The following is an 18,009-nucleotide window of genomic DNA, read 5'->3' on the forward strand; positions in this document are numbered from 1 at the left end:
GGCATCGCCGTCCGCCACGCAGCTTGAGAACCTACAGCCGCGAAAGGTGGGGCCAGAACCGACGTCCTGACCCCACCCGAGAGACGCGTTACTCCTTCACCGCATCGGCCAAGTACTGCTCGTACACGTCATCGGCGCTCTTGGCCTTGGTCACAACTTCCTCGACGGGGGCCAGCGGGTAATCGTTGTCGGCGAGCCAGCGCAGATACTCGCTGCTGCCCACGTGGTGGCCCCACCAGCCTGTGTTATTGCGCCAGGCGTCTTTGGGGGTCCGCGATTCCAGAGCGCCGAGCACCAGGGCCAGCGTGAGCACCTGGGCGCGCCCGTCGCCATTGGCGGGCAGATCGGCCACGAGCTTGGCCACGGCTTGGCCGCTGTCCACACCGAGCAGTTCGGCGGTGGTGTCCAGCGCGTTGTTGTTGGTGAGCAACGCGTTGTCACGAGCCAAGCAGTCAGCGACGAACATGGCCGCACCCTTAGGTGGGGTCTTACGCGCCAACAACTTTTTGACGAACTCTCGCCGCACACCGAGAGCGGCATCCCCGAGTTTGTTGAGCGCTAACACTTTCCGGCGCTCCCGCTTCTCGGTCTCGGCCTTGTCAAGCGCGGCTTGCTGACGTGCGGCCTGGCGAGCCTCGTCGTCCAAGTCGATCGCGTCGCCGGTGTCGGTGTCCACCAGTCCGGCCTGCCGCGCGAACCAGCTCTGCGGGGTCAGTGCTGCGGAACGGTAGTCGAGGCAGTAGTAATCGGGGGTGAACACCTCCTTGTCGGTGACCGTGTTGGCGTGGCGCAGCCCCTCGGCGGGTGTGGCGTCTGGCTGATCCTCGGTGTCCCAGTCCACGCTCTGTTCGTCCACGACCTCGCCGGTTTCCACGTCGCACAGGGCGGTGTCGTCGACGAGAAACACGGCCCAGTGGGCGGGGTTGGTGACAGCGGTGTCGTCGGCTTCGTCACCTTCGGCGGTCACCAGGTGGTGCAGCGGTATACAGGCCGGGTCCCACGACTCCGGGCGCTGCTCGAGGATGGTGAACCCCTTATCGGCGAAAGGCTGGGCGGCGTGGGCTCGGGCCTGGGCGGTGTCGCGTTCTTGCCGGAGCTGGGCGACCGTGTGCTCGAACCAGGTCCCCCCCGCCGACCTCATTAGCCGGTCCACCGCGCCGGGTATGTCCTCGAACTCGGTGATCGCAGCGGCTTCGGTCAGGCTGAGTTGACCGCTGGCCAGGGCGTCCATGGCGGTGGCCGACCGTGCTGCTGTGTGAGCAGCCTTTACGGCGTCCTTGCCGACAGATAACCGCTTGGCCACTTTGGCCACCGACAGCCCTGCATCGATCATCTGCTGGATGCCGCGTGCCCGCTGGGCGTCGGTGAGATCGCGCTTCTGATCGTTCGTCACGATCTGGTGCACGATGCGGTCGATGGTCTCCTGGCTGGCATCGGAGGCGGTGGACGGCAGCACGTAGACCGGAACGCTGGTCAAGCCGACCTCGCGGGCGGCAAGGGTGCGCCGCTGCCCGTTGCGGACCCGGATGACCTCGGTCCGCTCGGGGTCACGCACAGCCGTGATCGGCACCAGGACTCCGTTTTCGGCGATGTTAGCGATGAACGCCTTGCTCAATCCTGCGTCGTCGCGGACGTTGTCACCGATGTCGAGCAGCGTCGGGTCGAGGTGTTCCAGCGTCCCGATGGTCTGGTCGACGGCGGCGGCGTTGCTGTCGGTGTTGGTTGTGTCGGTCATGGTTGAACCTTTCTGTGTGCGGCAGGCGTTCACATGGCCGCCTGCTCTTTTTGCCTTCTGGCAATTGAGATTTGGCCCGGTATAGGGGCGCGGAGTGCAAGGTCCGGGCGCGCAGTTGGCCGCCGCGAGCGAAGCGCGCGTGTCGGGTAACTGCGCGAGCCTTGCGCCCGGAGCGAAGCGGAGGCCGTGGCCTTGGCGCGCAGCGAACCGCCGGGCAACAATCGAAAAAGCCAGAAAGGCAGACGAATATCGGCTTGGGCCGGGACGGTCCAAGCTGTTCAGTAGCGCCGCAGGCGCTTCAACTTCACTTCGACGCTACGATCGCGGAAATGGGACTTCGGCAGACCCGGCGTGGATGGGAGGAACCCCGCCCATCACGATGCCCCGAATGCGCCGCGGAGCTCGGCCCCAACCAGGTGCTTGTCGGAGTAGCGCACTGCCGCTGCGGACGGATGCACCGTTCCCACTCTTGTCGGCGCTGCGAGCACACGATTTACACTCCGCCCCTGGGTGATTCATGCCTGTTGCAGTCGCTTGACGACCGTCGATGAGAGACCAGGCCCATACGCCAAGTGTCTTGGTCTTGTCCAGGCGACCTCGGGAGCTGCGCGCGTTGGTAGGGTGGGAAGACCTGCGCCGGCATCGCCGGTCATACGCGACACGCCGAACCAGCTAAGCAGTCTTTTGCTGATAACCGTCAATTGATCGGAGCCACCGCGATATGGGCACCCCCGTTTGCTGAACGTAGGCAAACCAGTGCGAGTACCAGCCTGGGAATGCGCGGAATGTCCTGGGTGCCTACCTTTGCCGGCTTCGCCGGCTGAGCTGCGAAGACCCTGAAACGCACCGGCAGTTTCGTGCGGCCGGGCTCAAGGGTCACGAACTGAAATTGCCGCTGAGCTGTAGCGTTGAGGTAGCTAACCGGCCAGAGGCGGGGGGACTTGACCCCCTAAGTCCCGTTTTCACCGCAGACCCAGAGCTCACGGGCCGCGAAATCGAAGGTCAGTTGCCCGCGCCCGGTACCTGGGTAGAAGCGCGGGTCGCAAACGGGCGCGCCTAGTACACCGCGTTTTCACCGAAATTCCACCGGATTTTCGGCTGTAGCGAATTCCACGATGGCGGCCCTACCCGACCGGGGCAGCCGCGACGATTTGCCCATAACGCCTGCCGACGCGGCACGGCGCTGGCTGTTTATGCATCTGGACAGCGGTTATACGGGCGGCCGGCGGTTTTCTGCGGACGCTGAGAAGAGGTGGACCGCCTATCGTCAGGAACAGGCATCGACTCCAGAGCAAAGGACACCCATCGTGAGCGCACCGTTTGACCATCCGCTCGATATCCGGACCGACGAGCTGATCAGCGAGTTCATCAGCGCGATGGATTCGGCCGGCATCGCCGAGCAACCACACATCTTCGGTACCTTCCCGACTGATGGTGGCGACTGGCTTCAACCGATGCACGACGTCACCGCCGAGGGCTGGTATGTCCCCACCACATTTGGGCCGGCGCCGGGATACGTCATAACCCGAACCGCAACGATGTACCCCCTGTCGCAGCCAAGGGAACTCGCGCAGACCGCCGTCGCGCGGGAACCTGAACTTGCACTGCCAAGTGTGAGCAAAAATCCGGGCCTCGCGGAGTGGACCCTGTTTCTACACAACTGCATCCAAGAAGCTGCCCGGGACATCATCGACCGCGCCCTGTGCGCAGAGAACATCGACGATAGAGCTGGAATCATGACCGTCGAGTTCATCTCTCAGATGCGCGCTCGTGAAATCGCGCCCACCCGACAGCTTTCGTACACCTCGGCCAGGAGCTGCTGGACGGGGGCATGTGCGAGACCGACCTGGAAGCAGAAACAATCAGCGGAGTGGAGACTGATGGCTGGCTACTGGAACCGCCGCGTGATGCAGAGCTTTTCGACTACACCAACGAGCCGGTGCACCGCGCTAGCCGCTCCTACGTGATTACTCCTCGAGCTGAAAGATTCCTGCTACGCCAACCCAGCTCGCTGGCCAAGTCTGGTGCGGGGGTTCCTATAGTTTGCGTTCCGAGCGCTAGCAGGCATCCCTCGGTCGGCCCGCTGAACTTCGATGTTCGGGAAGATCGAGCAGAGATTTTCGATGAAATCGAGGACTACATCGCAGTCATCTGCCATGCGCTGAACCGGCTTGACGGCATAATCGACGAGTCGGAGATCGGGTGAAGCATCACGGGGCGGTGTTTCAAGTGGAAGGTCAGGTCAGCACATCGGGGCCGAGATAGCGAATGACCGGGGTTGCGCCGTCAAGGTCCCACAGGATCAGGTAATCACGGTCGGGGTCGGGGATGGTGATCGCCCATAGCCGGCCGGGCCGGATGAGGCGCCGGCGGACCGCCGCGGCAGCAGAATCGGCTTCGATGCGGTCGAGCCATTCGTCAATCCGCGCCGCTAAGGCGGGGTGGGCGTCGTAGAGCCGCACCAATTCGTCGTGAGGCTCCGGGTCCATCTCCAGCACATTCAGATCCTACCCCAATACCCCGTTGCCCCTAAGCCCCAATTGAACATCTGGGGCAAGGCGGGTTATCATTGACTATGTGGAACCCGTGGTGATTGAAGTGGATAGTCGGCGCCGAATCAGTCTGGGCAAACTAGGCCACCACGACAAGTATCTGGCGACCGAGCAGGCCGATGGAACGATCGTGTTGGAACCAGCGGTCATCTTGAGTGCAGCCGAACACGCTTATCTACGAAATCCATCGCTGCAGCGGCAAATTGAAGACAATCGAGCCCATCCCGAGCGGCGGCGCGGGAGGCCCTCTCGCGCTTAGGTTCTCTCCCAACTGCTTACCGCTTGCAGTCATCACCACTGCCCGCTATGAGAGAAGGCGGAGGCAGTCAAGCAGATAATGAGACCTCAAAGTTGCCGGGCGGCACGGGTGGTCGAAGGACAGTGGTAACTGCGTTTTGGGATGCCCCTATCGTCGCCCGGGCTTTCCGTACAAACCACCTGCCTGGCGGCTCAGAGTTGGTAGCTACCGCCCTGAATGGAGATGTGCGATCCAGTCAAAACCGCACCATCCCAACGGGTTTTCTCAATCAGAATGTCAGTAAGGCGGGCACCCGTCAGGTTGGCACCACGAAAATCGACGTTGTAAAGGGTTGCGCCATCCATGTCGGCTCCGGTGAGGTTCGCACCGCGGAAGTCGGTCGTTTGGGACCCGTTTAACTGGCATTGTCGCAGCTTCGCGTTCGTTAAATTCGCCCCCCGAAAATCAGCGCCACCGAGCGCGGTTTTGTAGAAATCCGCTCCTACGAGAACTGCGCCGAGCCATACCGAGTTACCGGCCTCGGCTTCGGAAAGGCGCATTCCGCAGGCTCGCGCGGCGGGCGCGGTCACGTGCGCCAAGTTTGCCCCCAGGGCGTCGAAACCATCGAGTTCTGCTCCGGTGAGGTCCGCCCCCGCGAGGACTGCCCCCAAGGATGCGGAAGCACCTATTAGCCGTGCTCCTACCAGCTTTGCCTTCTCGAAACTCGCCGTGCCAAGCCTGGCTCCGGTCAGGTCCGCGCCGGCTAGGTGACACCCGTCGAAGTCCACCGGCTGGGCTTGGCTGAAGTCAGCACCCCGCAGATCCGCGCGCGTGTAATCGGTTAGTCTGCGCAACAACAATGCCAACACCTGCGCGGCACCGCTGCGGACATGGTCTGAAACTCGGTAAGCCCCATCGCCTCGGACTACCGCACAGCACAGGTCTGTTGCGGCCCGAAGCACAGACGTTGTGGCCCCTTCGGGGCCGACCAGCTCAAACAGCGCTTGGAGTCCACGGCTGTGTGACTTTGACTCTTGTGCGCGCAAATCGTCGACGACGGCCTGAAAATCACGATCGGTGTACATATCCGCATTGTCGTGCAAGAGTGCGACACGGCGGTGGTTTACCCGTCCGGCCGCCCGGTGCGCCGCCGGTAGAGCCGCCGGGTCGGTGCAATTGTTGCACTCCGTCGTCAACACGAATCCGTTGATGCGCCAGCACTATTCGTCACAGTGACGAATAGTGCTGGCCTCGTCGGCCTGGTTCGTCGACAGGGCCAGCGCCGCGGAAGTGCACCGCTCACACTGGCGGGCCGCTCATGGTTGGCGGTAGATGTGTGCGCGGTGCTCGATGCGACCGATCAACAGGACCCGGTCGTCTTCGAGAATCCGGAATGCGACGCGGTAATCGCCGCGCCGGGCGACGCGCCAGCCAGCGAATTCGAAGCTCAACGGTTTGGATAGCCGGTTCGGGTCGGTGGGCAGTGTGCCTGTGATGAATTCGGCGATCGCTTTGGCGACTTTCAGCGGTAGACGGTCGAGTGCCCGGATCGCGGTAGGCGAGAAGTGAACGGACCAGGACGCTTCTTCGCAGCTCACCTGAGTCCGTATCGCCGGCGGATCTCCTCGCCAGTGACGGTATTGCCGGCAGCGTAGTCGGCATCGGCCTGCGCGAGGTCTTCGGCAAAACCGGGTGTTCGCAGTGCGTGCAGCGTCTCGTTGAGTGAATCCAGATCGTCGGCAGACATCAGGACCGCGGCGGCGCGCCCGTGTCGGGTGATCTGAATGATTTCGTGGGTGGTGTCGGCCTCGTCGACGAGCGCGGAGAGCTTGTCCTTGGCCTCCGAGAGCGGTACGTTCTTCATGGTAAAACTATAGCCTAATTATTAGCCGCCACCTAGCCTAACAGTTAGCCGATAATGTACGGATGGTCAACCAATTGCCGCCGGAGAACCGGCGGGTTATCGGCTCGGGCGCACGTCAGATGACGGAGTAGCCGAGCCGTTCCGCGGTGCCGGCGAGCCGCGAGACCAAGGCGGGATGTGTCAGTGGCAGGGAGATGGTCGGCCGTTGGGGCATGGCGGTGGCGCCGGGCAAGAAGAGGGCTGCGCACGGGTGGCCGGCGAATCGGCTGTTGTAGCGAACGCCGTCGAGATCGGGGAACGCTTCGACGATGGCGCGCGCCCACCGTTGTGTGATCGGGTGCGGAGCGGTCGACATCGCGAAGGTTCCTCCGGCCCTGGTTGCCCAGGCCCCGTCACTGTCGACGGCCAGATCGAGCAGGGACAACGTCCGGGTGAAGGCAAGCCCGGTCAGGTACGGACGGACGCGAGCACGGTCGATTGTGCGATCGCCTTGGAAGGCCTCGGCGATCGCTGCATCGAGTGTGCCTGCCCCATACCACACCGCGCAGTCGGCGTGTTCCCGAGCGGGCTCGGGATGCGGATCGAAGCGCAGCACTGGGCCGTAGTGGCGGAATTCGTTCCACGCCAACACAAAATCGCCTTCGGTGCGGTGCACTCGCCACCAGGTCTCCGACGAAGAGACGATGCGAAGCTCCGCGTCGCGGATGCCGATCTTGCGCAGCTGCGATCCAGGCGGCGGATCAGGCAAGGTTAAATGAGGCCAGGTGGGGCCAGGCGTCATCGGCTGGCCCAGTCGGCCGCCTCAACAAGGCGCAAGACCGGGTCGACGTCGCCGCCGCTTTGAAGCCACTCCAACGGGTGTACCGGGCGACTCTGCAGCGCCAGATCCGGATGGGGGGTACGCAGGAACCCCGCGACTGCCACCGGATGCAAGTTGGGTGCCAGTGCGACGAATACCCGGTCCAAACCCCGAATCTGCTTGTGGGGCAGGCCTGTCTGCGGGTCAGTCTCGAACTGCAGCGCCGGAAATACCCAGGCACCATTGTCATTGATCGCCCAGAGCGTCCTGGCGAGCCGGCGCTGGCGCACGCGCGATTCGTTGACGTTCAACGCTATCGCCACTTCGCGGGCCGAGTGGGCGGTGTTGACGAGCAGTGCCACGTGGGCCACCGTGTCGGCGGCAACCCGCGCGTATGCATCCGGGTCTTCCGTGAAACCGGCGTCATCGAGGAGGCGCGCCTCATCCGGGGAAAGCTCGGCAGCCCAGGGCCGGATGGCCGGGAGTGTCTTGAGCGCGGCGAGCATGTCGTCGCGGCGGAGACGGAACTTCTGATACAACAAGACGTCGAGCTCGTCAGCAGTCATCACTCACACACCTCCACAGGACTAACGTTACTTAACAATGTACGCTATCGTTAGCCACCGGGCAAGGCCGGCTCGGCGTCCGTGAGCAAACCGACTCCCGGACAAGCATGACTGACGTGGGAGGGGTGGGGGCCGGCGATCACCTTGACAGGGCATGACATGTCGCCGACGGCCGACTTGCGTCCTGTCGGTGTGCCAACGGTTGTCGATCGCACGGTGACGCGGCGTGCGCCTATCGGCGACCGAGTTATGGAATGCACTGTGTTGTCGATGGTTTCGCTGAACTACCACCACAGCGGAATACGTCACTGTGACGAAAGACGGTCGGTACCAGCTAGTTCGATGATACCCACCCCAATGTGCCAGCGGCGACGATGGTCTGGTGCGCAGCGACCGGCGACCCGCTTCGCGGTGAATCTCTAGAAGCCGGTGTCGATCTTCTCCTGAGCGAACCCTGGTGTTGCGGCGGCTTGCCCCCGGCGGCGGGTGTAGGTGCGGGCACCTCACCGTGTCGGCGTCCAGCACCAATCATGCTTGTCTAGCAACGCGTTTTACGCGCTATCATGGATAATCTACATTATCCATGAATAGGGCCGCGGGCCGGCTCATTACTTGCTGAGGCATGACTGGTGCCTCCGGAGACAGGCCGGCGTCGTTCGCAGCACTCCTCGCTCACCGCGGCGCACGTAAGCGACGCACAATACGAAGGTTGGGTCTGGGTCCGAATCCGCAACCAACCGATTCGCGCTCCACACCCGATCACGCAACAGCGGTCACCCGCCATCGTCGAAGCCTTCCCCGAACTCGAGCCGTCGGGGGCTTCGAGTTCGCCGTCGCGCAGACGGACGAAAGTCGACGCCCGCGGCGCGTACCAGCGGGTCGGCGAACGGGTCGTTGATCAGCGGCTCGGGTTCGATGCTGGCCAATACGCGCGGTGCAGCCACTATCGTCGCCGCCGCCCGCACGCTGGAAGCTAGATCCCGACTGTCGCTGTCGCTGCGTGCCATGGTGCTCCTAGTTCAGGTCGGCCCTGAGATAGACCACTTCGGCGAACGAGGCATCTGCAGCATCGATCGGTGGCAGCCCGCTCTCGGCTAGCATGTCCGCGTTGCTGCGGACAGCGGTCTCCCACGCACGGGTGGCGAAAAAGGCAGCCACGTCCGACCGACCGCCGAAATACAGCAGTTCAGCAAAGTCGAGATCGAAACCGAGTTCTCGCCACCAATTGGACTGGTTCCCCGTGCGCCGCCGGAATTCGTCCTCATCGAGGTCATCGGCGTTGGTGGGATGCCAGTGGGTGGCGAAGCGGCTGCCAGACACGCTGAGCTTTACCACCTGGTCGAGCAGCCGGTCCTGAGCGTCGGCAGGCAGGTAGCCGAGCAGCCCTTCGGCGATCCAGGCGCTCGGCAGCGCTGGATCGAAACCGGTCCGTTGCAGTGCCGCCGGCCAGTCGTCGCGCAAGTCGATCGCCACCGTGCGCCGATCCGCCATTGGCTGTGCGCCCAGTTCGGCTAGCGTCGCGGTCTTGAATTCAATCACCTGCGGCTGGTCGACTTCGAACACGATGGTGCCGGGCGCCCACGGCAACCGGTAGGCGCGGGCATCCAATCCTGAGGCCACGATGACGGCTTGCCGGATGCCGTCCCGGGCGGCGTTGAGAAAGAAGTCGTCGAAATACTTGGTGCGCACCGCCATCCAGTCGATCATCGCCCGCATGCCTTTTGCCGCGTCGGCGCGGAGGCCTTGGAGCTCACCGGTGGCGAGTTTGGTGCAAAAATCAATCCCCACCCGGCGGACCAGCGGCTCGGCGAATGGATCGTTGATCACGGCGTCGAAGCTCTGCCGGCCGCCGCTCGTGCGGCAGCCGCAACGGTGGCTGTGGCCCCGACGCTGGTCGCCAGGTCCCACGTGTCGCCGTCGAACCGCGCGCTGCCTGCCATCGCTACTCCTGAACATCTGGGTACTTAGCCAACGTAATGATCTACCGAAACTGTACGCCTCGCTGCTGACCGCCGCTGCCGACGCTGTTATTCTCGCGAGATTCGGGCCAGTCACGACCGGCACTGGCGGCGTGGGTTCGTCCGGTCACCCGGCGCTCGACTTTCGTCTGATCCTTTAAGCCCGCTGCGGCTCGGTCCATCAGATCCCGGGCGATGACCGCGATTTCGGCTTCCTGGGCCTTCTAAGTGCCCATGCAGTGGCTACCGTGCGGTCAGTGTCAGGGTGAGGTGCCGCTTGTTGCGGTGGTTGGATCCTGATCACCTGATGTTTGGCTCGTACCGTCGGTGCCGCCTTCGGGTTGGCGTGCATACGTTTTGTCGGCATCAGGTGTGAAGGACCGGCCGGCGTGACTTGATAGGAGCGTGGCATCCGCCCCCACTGAGGTTTGTCCGCCGACCGGCCCAACCGTCACCTCACAGTGAAGGAGGCAACCACCATGGTTGTTGTTGGAGCCGATGTACACAAGCGCACCCACACGTTTGTCGCGGTCGACGAGGTCGGGCGCAAGATCGGCGAGAAGGTCGTCAAAGCCGTGACCGCGGGCCATGGCGAGGCGGTGATGTGGGCTCGGGAGCGCTTCGGCGCCGATGTGGTGTGGGCGATCGAGGATTGCCGGCATCTGTCGGCCCGGTTGGAGCGTGACCTGATGGGCTTTGGTCAGTCGGTGGTGCGGGTGCCGCCGAAGCTGATGGCCCAAACTCGGGCTAGCGCGCGTACGCGGGGCAAGTCTGACCCGATCGATGCGCTTGCCGTTGCGCGGGGATTCTTGCGTGAACCCGATCTGCCGGTCGCCTCGCATGACGAGGTGTCACGTGAGTTGAAGTTATTAGTGGATCGCCGGGAAGTCCTTGTGGCGCAACGCACGGCGACGATTAACCGGTTGTTGTGGCGGGTGCACGAACTTGATCCCGAACGCGCCCCGAAGTCGCGTTCGTTGGATCTGGCCAAGCACCGCCGCATCCTGGGTGACTGGCTAGACACCGTGCCCGGGTTGGTAGCCGAGTTGGCTCGTGACGAGCTGGCTGATATCAGCCGGCTCACCGAAACGATCAACGCCTTGGCCAAGCGGATCGGACAGCGAGTTCGCCACGTCGCCCCGGTGCTGCTTTCTCTTCCGGGCTGCGGGGAGCTGACCGCGGCCAAACTAGTCGGCGAGACCGCCGGCGTGACCCGGTTTAAAAGCGCGGCTGCCTTCGCACGTCATGCCGGAGTGGCGCCTGTCCCGGTGTGGTCGGGAAACACTGCCGGCCGGGTCCGGATGACCCGATCGGGCAACCGCCAACTCAACGCCGCCCTGCACCGGATCGCCGTCACCCAGATCCGCCTCGACGGCCTCGGACAGGCCTACTACCGCAAGCGGCTCACCGAGCGTGATTCCACCGCTGAAGCTTTACGTTGCCTCAAACACCGCATTAGCCGCGTCGTCTTTCATCACCTGCGAACCGACGAACAAAACCGTCAACAGCCTTGCCACCCGGCAGCGGCTTGACATAGGAGAAACGTGTGGCGCCACAGCGCCACGCCGCACGGCACGGGCGAGATCCGCAGGTGCGTCCACGTCGCTGCCAGCCAGGCGTCGTCGTGGCGATTACGTACCCAGACCCTCGACAAGTCATAGGGGTCGTGGTGCACTTCCACCGCCAGTTGTGGGCATCGACATTGTGCGCGCCGTCGCAGACGCTCCCGACTCGGCATCGCCGATTGATGCCGTCGCTGCCCTGTCGGCCTCGAAGCCAGACTCTCGTACTTTGAGCCCATCACCCAGTCGGCGGCGCGCCAATGCCAGGCTGTTATTACTGCCAACACGGGGCTTCAGGAGCGGGACTAAGCAAGTATTCCGGCCTCGCCGCAGGGATAGCCGATGCGTTGTGCTAACGCGGCGTGGGCGGCCTAACCGCGAATCTGACTGCAATGGCAGGAGTCGCGGTTTTCGAGGTCGCCGTCGAAGGAAGGCTGGATCGACAGCACCGATGGCCGCGACCTTGCAAAACACATCCGCGAGTCATGCCGCAAACTCAAGGCGCTGGCCTCGGGTGGCTGACCTGCGCAATGGGCCTATACCGGCATGTCGGCCTAGAAACGCAGCCGCTGGCACGACGTCGATGGATGCAACTCGACCTGCGTGGCGCCGCCGAGCAAAGCGACTCCCGCCCCGATCATTTAATTCTGCGGCCACTAACGACGGTCAAGGTTAGCAATACGATGGAAATGAATATGCGCGGTTACCGGTTAATATCACTGTTTTCACCTGAACTAACGTGATCTAGCCCTCTTCCGGTACCGGCGGGCACCTCGCGGCGGACCGATTCGATCAGCTTGGTCATGGCTTTCTTGCCGCGACGCGGCAGAACGTGCATCTGCCACGTAGCGTCGAGGCGAAAATGCAGCCGATGCGTGACCGTAACGGTTCGAGCGAACCCCAATAATGGGGTGCGTCAGGATATTTCATCCTGGATGTATCCGGCGTGAGCTGGTGGAGGTATCACGTCGCTGATCCTGCACGGGCGCCGAGGGTGGCTTGCATGTCGGGTTTCATCGCCGACAACTGCGCACCCCAGTAACCCCAGCTGTGTACGCCGTTGTGGTCGATGTTGAACGTGGCGTTATGACCGCCGGCCCCGGTGTAGGCGTTCTGGAAAGCGATGTTGCTTTGCAAAATAACCTCTTCGATCACCTGGCCGGGCAGGCTTCCCTGGCCGATGGATTCCGACGGTGTCCCGTTGCCGCTGTAGATCCACGATCGGGTGTTGTTGCCGGCCAGGCGCCCGGCCTGCACGGTGGGGTCGTTGCGCTGCCAGCCGGGGCCACCGGTCGGCCCCCACATGTCCTGGGGGTTGAAGCCGCCCTCGTCGTTCATAGCGAAACCGATGTAGGTCGGACCGCTGCCCTGGGAGGGATTCAGCAAGGCCGACAGCGCGCCGGCGTAGGCGAACTGCCCTGGGTGATAGGCCGCCAAGATCAGCGCCGAGGAGCCCGACATAGATACCCCCACCACGGCATTGCGGCTGGACCGAACACCTCTGCTTGAAAGGTATGCAGGCAGCTCGCTGGTCAAAAACGTTTCCCACTTGTAGGTTTGGCCATTTGCCGAGCCGTACCAATCGGCGTAGAAGCTCGAGCGCCCGCCGACCGGCGCGACCACCGATATGCCCGAACCGGCGTAGTCGTTGAATGCGTTGGTTTCGATGTCCCAGCCGCTGCGGTCGTCACGGGCACGCAGACCGTCGAGCAAATACACCGCCGGCGCTCCACCGCTTTGAAATTCCACGGTGATGTTGTGGCCCATCGATGGCGAGGGCACCTGCAGGAATTCGGGTCCAGCCGCCCGAGCCGGCAGCGCAGTGCCGATGGACCCGATCACTGCCGCCAGCACAGCAGCTGCGGTCGCCACGCTCGTTGGTCGCCATCCACGCTGTAGGTCGGTACCCATGGTTACCCTTTCGTCGGGCGGGCGTTTGGCCCGTCAGCCTTTCGCACCGGTCAGATGGCTCAAGCGGCCGCAGCCGATAGTGCCGATTCAACGGTCGGATAGTTCGATAGCAGCGGACGCAGACCGCCGGCCGCCACGATTCGCGCCACGATCGGCTGGTTGCTGACCAGACAGGTGGTGATCCCGCGGCGTCGACAACGTCGTGCCTGTTGGCCTAGCAAGGAAAGTGCGCCACACGATAGGAAACGCAGGTTGCAAACGTCGACCACGAACGGTCCCGGCGCGATGGCGGTCGGACCGATCTTGTTCATCAGATTGTCCCAGATGTCCTCGGTGCCGGCGTCGACCTCGCCGCCCACTGAATGATGACCGCCGAGCCGTTGCGCTCGCTGGTGATCCGTAGTGGCGCGCGCTCATGCGCCAGCCTCCGATGCGGCTCGGCGTCCTGCGCGACTGACGGATGCGACATGTGAAAGACAGGGCTCATAGCGCGCTCTTTTCCTCGCGCGGTGCCCCCCAGCGCCGTGATGAATGACGGGCCGCCCTGCAGTCTGAAGACAGACCTGATCTGACCATTAGAGCAGAACTAGTGCCGTCGTGTCATCATGGCGACGGCACTAATTCGGAACAGAAAATGTTCCCCAGATAGCCGTGGAGGCGACACGGCAAGTGAGCCGAGGGCGCGGGCCTTTGGAGATGGTGGCACCACCGCGGGCGCGCGTTTGGGTGACTTCGGTGTTTAGGTGATTGCTTAAGGGGTTTTGGCCGCGTGAATGCAGGTCGGATAGCCCGGTAGTGTTGTGTCGCAACGTTTGTCGTGCTGCAGTGCCGGCGGGTGTGATCATTGGTGGCCCGGCCGCGGCAGCGGGGTGTGCTGATGTCGAGGTGGTGTTTACTCGCAGCACGGGTGGACCGCCCGGGGTTCAGAGGCAACAGCACCGATGCGGCCAGAATTGCAGCAGCTTTGACGCGCGTGATCGGATTCATCGTCTCGCCACCTTCACCGTTCGTCCACAATTGACGGTCCTAGGAAATGCCCGCCATCCCCACTTCAAACACGCATTTCGGCCGCGACTGACCTACTCCTTACCCCCTGGGGTCTTATCCGACTAACACGCGATCACACTCGACGCCTACAGCGAAGACCTCAGCGTTTCGCTGACGCCAACATCCGGAAAAGAGCCTGCCGACGAGAGCTTGCGCTTGGCTTATTGGGCTTGTTCCAGCGCCTGGGTCAAATGCTGCCCGTCTGGGTTCTCATCGAAATAGGCGCAGCAGTAGGTCACCGTCGAAGACAGCAACGACCCGGCCCTAGCCTGCGCCGAAAACTTATAACGGGCAACCAGGTTTGGTTCCAATCCCCAGGGGAAGCTCCTTGACTGGCCCAGAAACGTGAAGGCGCCGCGAAGGAGTAGTCCCATGGATAGTGTCCCGTCAATTGGTGGACTTCGGATCTTGGCGTTGGTCCACGCATCGCGATCAACGAGTCATGTTGAACGCTAGGCGATTTGGTGTTGTTTGGCAAGTGCTGCAGCAGCGTGTTTAGCGGCGATCACGGTGCGTAGCTCGTCCATGGAGACATCGGAGAGATAACGCCGGGTGACCTGCCATTCGTCGTGAGATTCGATGACCACCGCGGTGGCCAGGCGCAGGAACGCCGCGGGGTTGGGGAAGATCTCCACGACATCAGCCCGACGCTTGATCTCCTTGTTCAACCTATCCGTTAACCGGCTCTCCGGGGACACGGTTCGGGCTGCAGCGTGAGGTTCACGCACAAGCGCTGAGCACGGATGGATGCTGTCTGCATCTCGGTGGGGGAAGGCGGAGCGGCGATGCGGGTACTCAAGAGCGACAGCGGATATGTCCTGGAGGGCGACTGGGACGGGCAGGACGCGGTGAACGCGTTTCTCAACCATTTGGCGGGACGGGGGTTCAGCGCGGCCACGGTGCGGGCCTACGCATTCGACGTCGCCAATTTGAGCCGGTTCCTCGTCCAGCAAGCGGTCGGGCTCGCCGCGGTCGATGCGCCGTTGGTGTTCGACTGGATCGACTGGCAAGGCGTCCGCCGAACGGACCAGCCCACCGGCGGTCACCGCTCGTCGACCCCGCCGGCAGCTTCGACGGTGAACCGCCGGGTCGCGGCAGTGCGCGCGTTATTCGAGTATCTGGTGATGACCGGTGTCTGCACCGACAATCCGGTGCCGTCGCCGCGGCGGGGACAGGGGCTGCGCCAGTCGCAGCGGGGGTTGCTCGGTCATCTGGGTCCCGGGCGTGCACGCAGTGGCGGTAGGTTGGTGCGTCAGCCGCAGCGTCTTCCGGAATCGTTGTCCACCAACGATGTCGACGCGTTCCTGGCGACACTGGCAACGCACCGGGACCGGGCGATGGTGCTGGTGATGCTACTCGGAGGGCTGCGTTCGGCCGAGGCGCGTGGCCTGCTGCTCGCCGACGTCGATATGGGCCGGCGCCGGCTTCGGGTGATCGGCAAGGGCGGCAAGGAACGTCATGTCCCGGTCGATGCGGCGTTCTTCACCGAGCTCGCCGCCTACCTGCGATGGGAGCGGCCGCCGGGGTTGGCGACGCCGCAGTGCTTCGTAGTGCTGCGCGGCCCGACGACCGGTGCACCGGTCAGCGAGGCCGGGCTGCGCAGCCTGTTCCGTCGGCACCGGGAGACCTCTGGCGCCACAAGAGTCCGCCCGCACCGTTTACGGCATACCTACGGCACCGAATTGTCGGCGGCCGGAATCGATCTGCTGGCGTTGCGGGCGTTGATGGGGCATGTCTCGCCGGAGACCACGGCCCGCTACGTGCATTTGTCGATCGAGCAGCTCGCCGCCGAATACGGTGCTGCTCGTGCGACGTTGGCCGGAGCCCGGCAGTGACCACGGTGTTGGTCGGCCAACCCGTAGGCGCCGACGAGGTGGTGGCGGATTATCTCGACCACGTCGCCACCCTGGGTTTGAGCGGGCGGGCGGTACGCGACCGGATTCGGATCGCTCGCGACTTCACCGCACGCCACCGCGACCTGCACGCCTGGATGACGCTGCCGGCAGCCGAGCGGATCGCCGAGATACGGGACACCGGGGCGTGGCCGCTGATCTGTCACACGATCGGCACCGGCCGGTTACGGCTGGACGTCGAGCTGGCCGCGGTCAAACAGTTGACCGGGCTGGGCCGCGCAGTGGAGGACCGGGATCCGAGCGGATTCGCCGCGTTGCGGAATGCGGGAATTCGGTTGGGCTGGAGGAGTTCCTGGGTCGAGACGGTCCTCGGCGAATGTCTGGCGGTAGTGCTGGCACACCACGGCGGAATGGTCGCCGACCTGACCGGCGACGCGCTCGACGACTTCGACGCCGCGCTGTCACGTACCGTGGTGCCGCCATCGTCGCGGCGGGCATACAGGGGGCGGCTGGCCAGCCTGCGGCAGCTGTTGTTCGAGACCGCGGTCATCGACACCGCGCCGAAACGCCGGCGGTGGGCCCGTAGCCTCGAGCAGCGCTTCACCGAGGTGGAGATGCCCGACCCGATCCGTCAGACGTTGCTGCGCTACATCGGCGTGCGCGCGGCGGTGCTGCGGCCCAAATCGGTCGAGTCGCTGATCAACGACCTGCTGCCCTTCGCCGAATACCTCACCGCTCACCATCCCGACGTCATCAGCCTGCGTGAACTCGACCGGAGCTGCATCGAGGGCTACCTGAAATGGAATCGCACCCGGGGCTGGCGTGGTCAGCGCGCCGCCGCGGGCGCCGGGCGCACCGTCTCGGCCGCGGTGGCCCAGTCGGCAGTGCTCAGTCTGCGCAACCTGCTCGACGACATCACCGCCTGGGGCTGGGCGCAGGCCCCACCACGGCGGTTGGTATTCGCCGCCGACGTCCCCAAACTCGACCAGCCGTTGCCACGCGCGCTAGCACCCGATGTGGACGCGGCAGTGATGAACGCCGTTGCCCACCTGCAGGATCCGTTCGCCCGCATCGGCCTGACCGTGCTGCGTGGTGCCGGCCTGCGGGCGGGGGAACTGCTCGACCTCGAACTGGGCAGCATCATCGACTACGGACCGGCCGGAACCTGGCTGAAGGTGCCACTGGGCAAGCTCGCCACCGAACGCATGGTCCCGCTCTCCGCCGCGACCCTCGCCGCGCTCGACGAGTGGGTCGCCCTCCGCGGCACGCACCGGCCGCTGCCGCACCCACGCACCGGCGTGCTCACCGACTTTCTGTTCACCCGGCACGGACGCCGCCTGGGCTACACCCGGCTGCGCAACGGGCTGCTCACCGCCGCTGAATCCGCCGGGTTGCACCGTCCCGACGGCGGCGTCCTGATGGTCACTCCACATCAGTTGCGCCACACCTGGGCCACCGAACTCGCCAACGCCGGGATGAGTCTGCAGGCCTTGATGTCCTTACTCGGGCACGTCACTCCACAAATGACGATCCGCTACGCCACCCTGGCCTCGCCCACCCTGCGCGCGGCCTACGACGAAGCGATGGGCAAGATGCGCCGCCAGTTCACCCTCACCCCGGTCGGCAAACCGATCCTGCCCGACAAGGTCGGCTGGCTGCACAGTGAAATGCTGAAAACCCGCGTTGCACACGGATACTGCGCTCGCCACGAATCCGCGGGCGCGTGCCCTTATGCCAACATCTGCGAAACCTGCGACAACTACGTCACCGCCCCCGAATTCCGCGACACGCTCACCGACCAACTCGCCGACGTCCAGGCCCTCAGAACCGACGCCGAGTGCCGCGGCTGGACCGACGAAGCCGCCCGCCACGACCGCGTCGCCCACGCCCTTACCGACCACCTCCAGCGCCTCGATCGATGAAC

General features: G+C 64.1%; 14 protein-coding genes and 3 pseudogenes. 5 read left to right on the top strand and 12 right to left on the bottom strand.

Features of this window, described 5'->3' with window-relative positions:
- Window positions 1-88 precede the first annotated feature (88 nt).
- The gene (locus U8D42_RS28565) at window positions 89-1,735 is read right to left on the bottom strand and encodes a ParB/RepB/Spo0J family partition protein (protein ID WP_047322052.1); all 1,647 of its coding nucleotides are present in this window, start codon (window positions 1,733-1,735) and stop codon (window positions 89-91) included.
- A gap of 1,115 nt (window positions 1,736-2,850) precedes the next feature.
- Here U8D42_RS28565 and U8D42_RS28570 point away from each other — a divergent pair.
- Window positions 2,851-3,702, top strand: a complete 852-nt coding sequence (locus U8D42_RS28570) for a hypothetical protein (protein ID WP_047322051.1) — start codon at window positions 2,851-2,853, stop codon at window positions 3,700-3,702.
- Between the two features lie 270 nt (window positions 3,703-3,972).
- Here U8D42_RS28570 and U8D42_RS28575 read toward each other — a convergent pair whose 3' ends face one another.
- Window positions 3,973-4,233: a hypothetical protein gene (locus U8D42_RS28575; protein WP_047322050.1), complete on the bottom strand. Its 261-nt coding sequence runs from the start codon at window positions 4,231-4,233 to the stop codon at window positions 3,973-3,975.
- 79 nt (window positions 4,234-4,312) lie between these two features.
- Here U8D42_RS28575 and U8D42_RS28580 point away from each other — a divergent pair, with 79 nt between their 5' ends.
- On the top strand, window positions 4,313-4,546 hold the full coding sequence (locus tag U8D42_RS28580) for a hypothetical protein (RefSeq protein ID WP_047322049.1): 234 nt from the start codon (window positions 4,313-4,315) through the stop codon (window positions 4,544-4,546).
- Between the two features lie 191 nt (window positions 4,547-4,737).
- Here U8D42_RS28580 and U8D42_RS28585 read toward each other — a convergent pair whose 3' ends face one another.
- The 7 genes and pseudogenes from U8D42_RS28585 to U8D42_RS28615 form a co-directional block, all read right to left on the bottom strand.
- Entirely contained in the window at window positions 4,738-5,610 is an 873-nt protein-coding gene (locus tag U8D42_RS28585) for a pentapeptide repeat-containing protein (protein WP_082147492.1), read from the bottom strand.
- 231 nt (window positions 5,611-5,841) lie between these two features.
- Window positions 5,842-6,123, bottom strand: coding sequence for a type II toxin-antitoxin system RelE family toxin (locus U8D42_RS28590; RefSeq protein WP_052955269.1), 282 nt, complete (start codon window positions 6,121-6,123; stop codon window positions 5,842-5,844).
- Complete coding sequence (locus U8D42_RS28595; protein ID WP_047322047.1) at window positions 6,120-6,389, bottom strand: type II toxin-antitoxin system Phd/YefM family antitoxin; 270 nt, start codon at window positions 6,387-6,389, stop codon at window positions 6,120-6,122. The genes U8D42_RS28590 and U8D42_RS28595 overlap by 4 nt, the downstream gene beginning before the upstream one ends.
- Window positions 6,390-6,504: 115 nt before the next feature.
- The gene (locus U8D42_RS28600) at window positions 6,505-7,170 is read right to left on the bottom strand and encodes an RES family NAD+ phosphorylase (RefSeq protein ID WP_047322046.1); all 666 of its coding nucleotides are present in this window, start codon (window positions 7,168-7,170) and stop codon (window positions 6,505-6,507) included.
- Window positions 7,167-7,754 carry a hypothetical protein gene (locus tag U8D42_RS28605; RefSeq protein WP_047322045.1) on the bottom strand — a complete coding sequence of 196 codons (588 nt, stop codon included), beginning with the start codon at window positions 7,752-7,754 and terminating at the stop codon, window positions 7,167-7,169. Before U8D42_RS28605 ends, U8D42_RS28600 begins: the two co-directional genes overlap by 4 nt.
- Window positions 7,755-8,602: 848 nt before the next feature.
- A pseudogene (locus tag U8D42_RS28610) lies at window positions 8,603-8,761 on the bottom strand (SAM-dependent methyltransferase); the annotation flags it as partial.
- A 7-nt stretch (window positions 8,762-8,768) separates the two neighbouring features.
- Window positions 8,769-9,694: pseudogene (locus U8D42_RS28615) on the bottom strand (SAM-dependent methyltransferase).
- A 479-nt stretch (window positions 9,695-10,173) separates the two neighbouring features.
- Between U8D42_RS28615 and U8D42_RS28620 the strand changes: the two are divergent.
- The gene (locus U8D42_RS28620) at window positions 10,174-11,244 is read left to right on the top strand and encodes an IS110 family transposase (RefSeq protein ID WP_192579510.1); all 1,071 of its coding nucleotides are present in this window, start codon (window positions 10,174-10,176) and stop codon (window positions 11,242-11,244) included.
- A 993-nt stretch (window positions 11,245-12,237) separates the two neighbouring features.
- Here U8D42_RS28620 and U8D42_RS28625 read toward each other — a convergent pair.
- From U8D42_RS28625 to U8D42_RS28635, 3 genes and pseudogenes are all read right to left on the bottom strand, one after another.
- Window positions 12,238-13,185 carry an esterase family protein gene (locus tag U8D42_RS28625; RefSeq protein WP_047324133.1) on the bottom strand — a complete coding sequence of 316 codons (948 nt, stop codon included), beginning with the start codon at window positions 13,183-13,185 and terminating at the stop codon, window positions 12,238-12,240.
- Between the two features lie 59 nt (window positions 13,186-13,244).
- Entirely contained in the window at window positions 13,245-13,544 is a 300-nt protein-coding gene (locus tag U8D42_RS28630) for an anti-sigma factor antagonist (RefSeq protein WP_231614276.1), read from the bottom strand.
- 1,140 nt (window positions 13,545-14,684) lie between these two features.
- Window positions 14,685-14,906: pseudogene (locus U8D42_RS28635) on the bottom strand (transposase); the annotation flags it as partial.
- A 111-nt stretch (window positions 14,907-15,017) separates the two neighbouring features.
- Here U8D42_RS28635 and U8D42_RS28640 point away from each other — a divergent pair.
- Window positions 15,018-16,067: a tyrosine-type recombinase/integrase gene (locus tag U8D42_RS28640; protein WP_007172498.1), complete on the top strand. Its 1,050-nt coding sequence runs from the start codon at window positions 15,018-15,020 to the stop codon at window positions 16,065-16,067.
- On the top strand, window positions 16,064-18,007 hold the full coding sequence (locus U8D42_RS28645; RefSeq protein WP_007172497.1) for a tyrosine-type recombinase/integrase: 1,944 nt from the start codon (window positions 16,064-16,066) through the stop codon (window positions 18,005-18,007). Before U8D42_RS28640 ends, U8D42_RS28645 begins: the two co-directional genes overlap by 4 nt.
- The last annotated feature ends 2 nt before the right edge of the window (window positions 18,008-18,009 follow it).

Origin of the sequence: Mycobacterium europaeum, from assembly GCF_034555895.2 — a bacterium.
Taxonomy (GTDB): Bacteria; Actinomycetota; Actinomycetes; order Mycobacteriales; family Mycobacteriaceae; genus Mycobacterium; species Mycobacterium europaeum.

Coding starts and splice junctions, on each gene's coding strand:
- U8D42_RS28565 (WP_047322052.1), bottom strand. CDS start 1,735: ATGACCGACACAACCAACACCGACAGCAACGCCGCCGCCGTCGACCAG.
- U8D42_RS28570 (WP_047322051.1), top strand. CDS start 2,851: ATGGCGGCCCTACCCGACCGGGGCAGCCGCGACGATTTGCCCATAACG.
- U8D42_RS28585 (WP_082147492.1), bottom strand. CDS start 5,610: ATGTACACCGATCGTGATTTTCAGGCCGTCGTCGACGATTTGCGCGCA.
- U8D42_RS28595 (WP_047322047.1), bottom strand. CDS start 6,389: ATGAAGAACGTACCGCTCTCGGAGGCCAAGGACAAGCTCTCCGCGCTC.
- U8D42_RS28600 (WP_047322046.1), bottom strand. CDS start 7,170: ATGACGCCTGGCCCCACCTGGCCTCATTTAACCTTGCCTGATCCGCCG.
- U8D42_RS28605 (WP_047322045.1), bottom strand. CDS start 7,754: ATGACTGCTGACGAGCTCGACGTCTTGTTGTATCAGAAGTTCCGTCTC.
- U8D42_RS28625 (WP_047324133.1), bottom strand. CDS start 13,185: ATGGGTACCGACCTACAGCGTGGATGGCGACCAACGAGCGTGGCGACC.
- U8D42_RS28640 (WP_007172498.1), top strand. CDS start 15,018: ATGCGGGTACTCAAGAGCGACAGCGGATATGTCCTGGAGGGCGACTGG.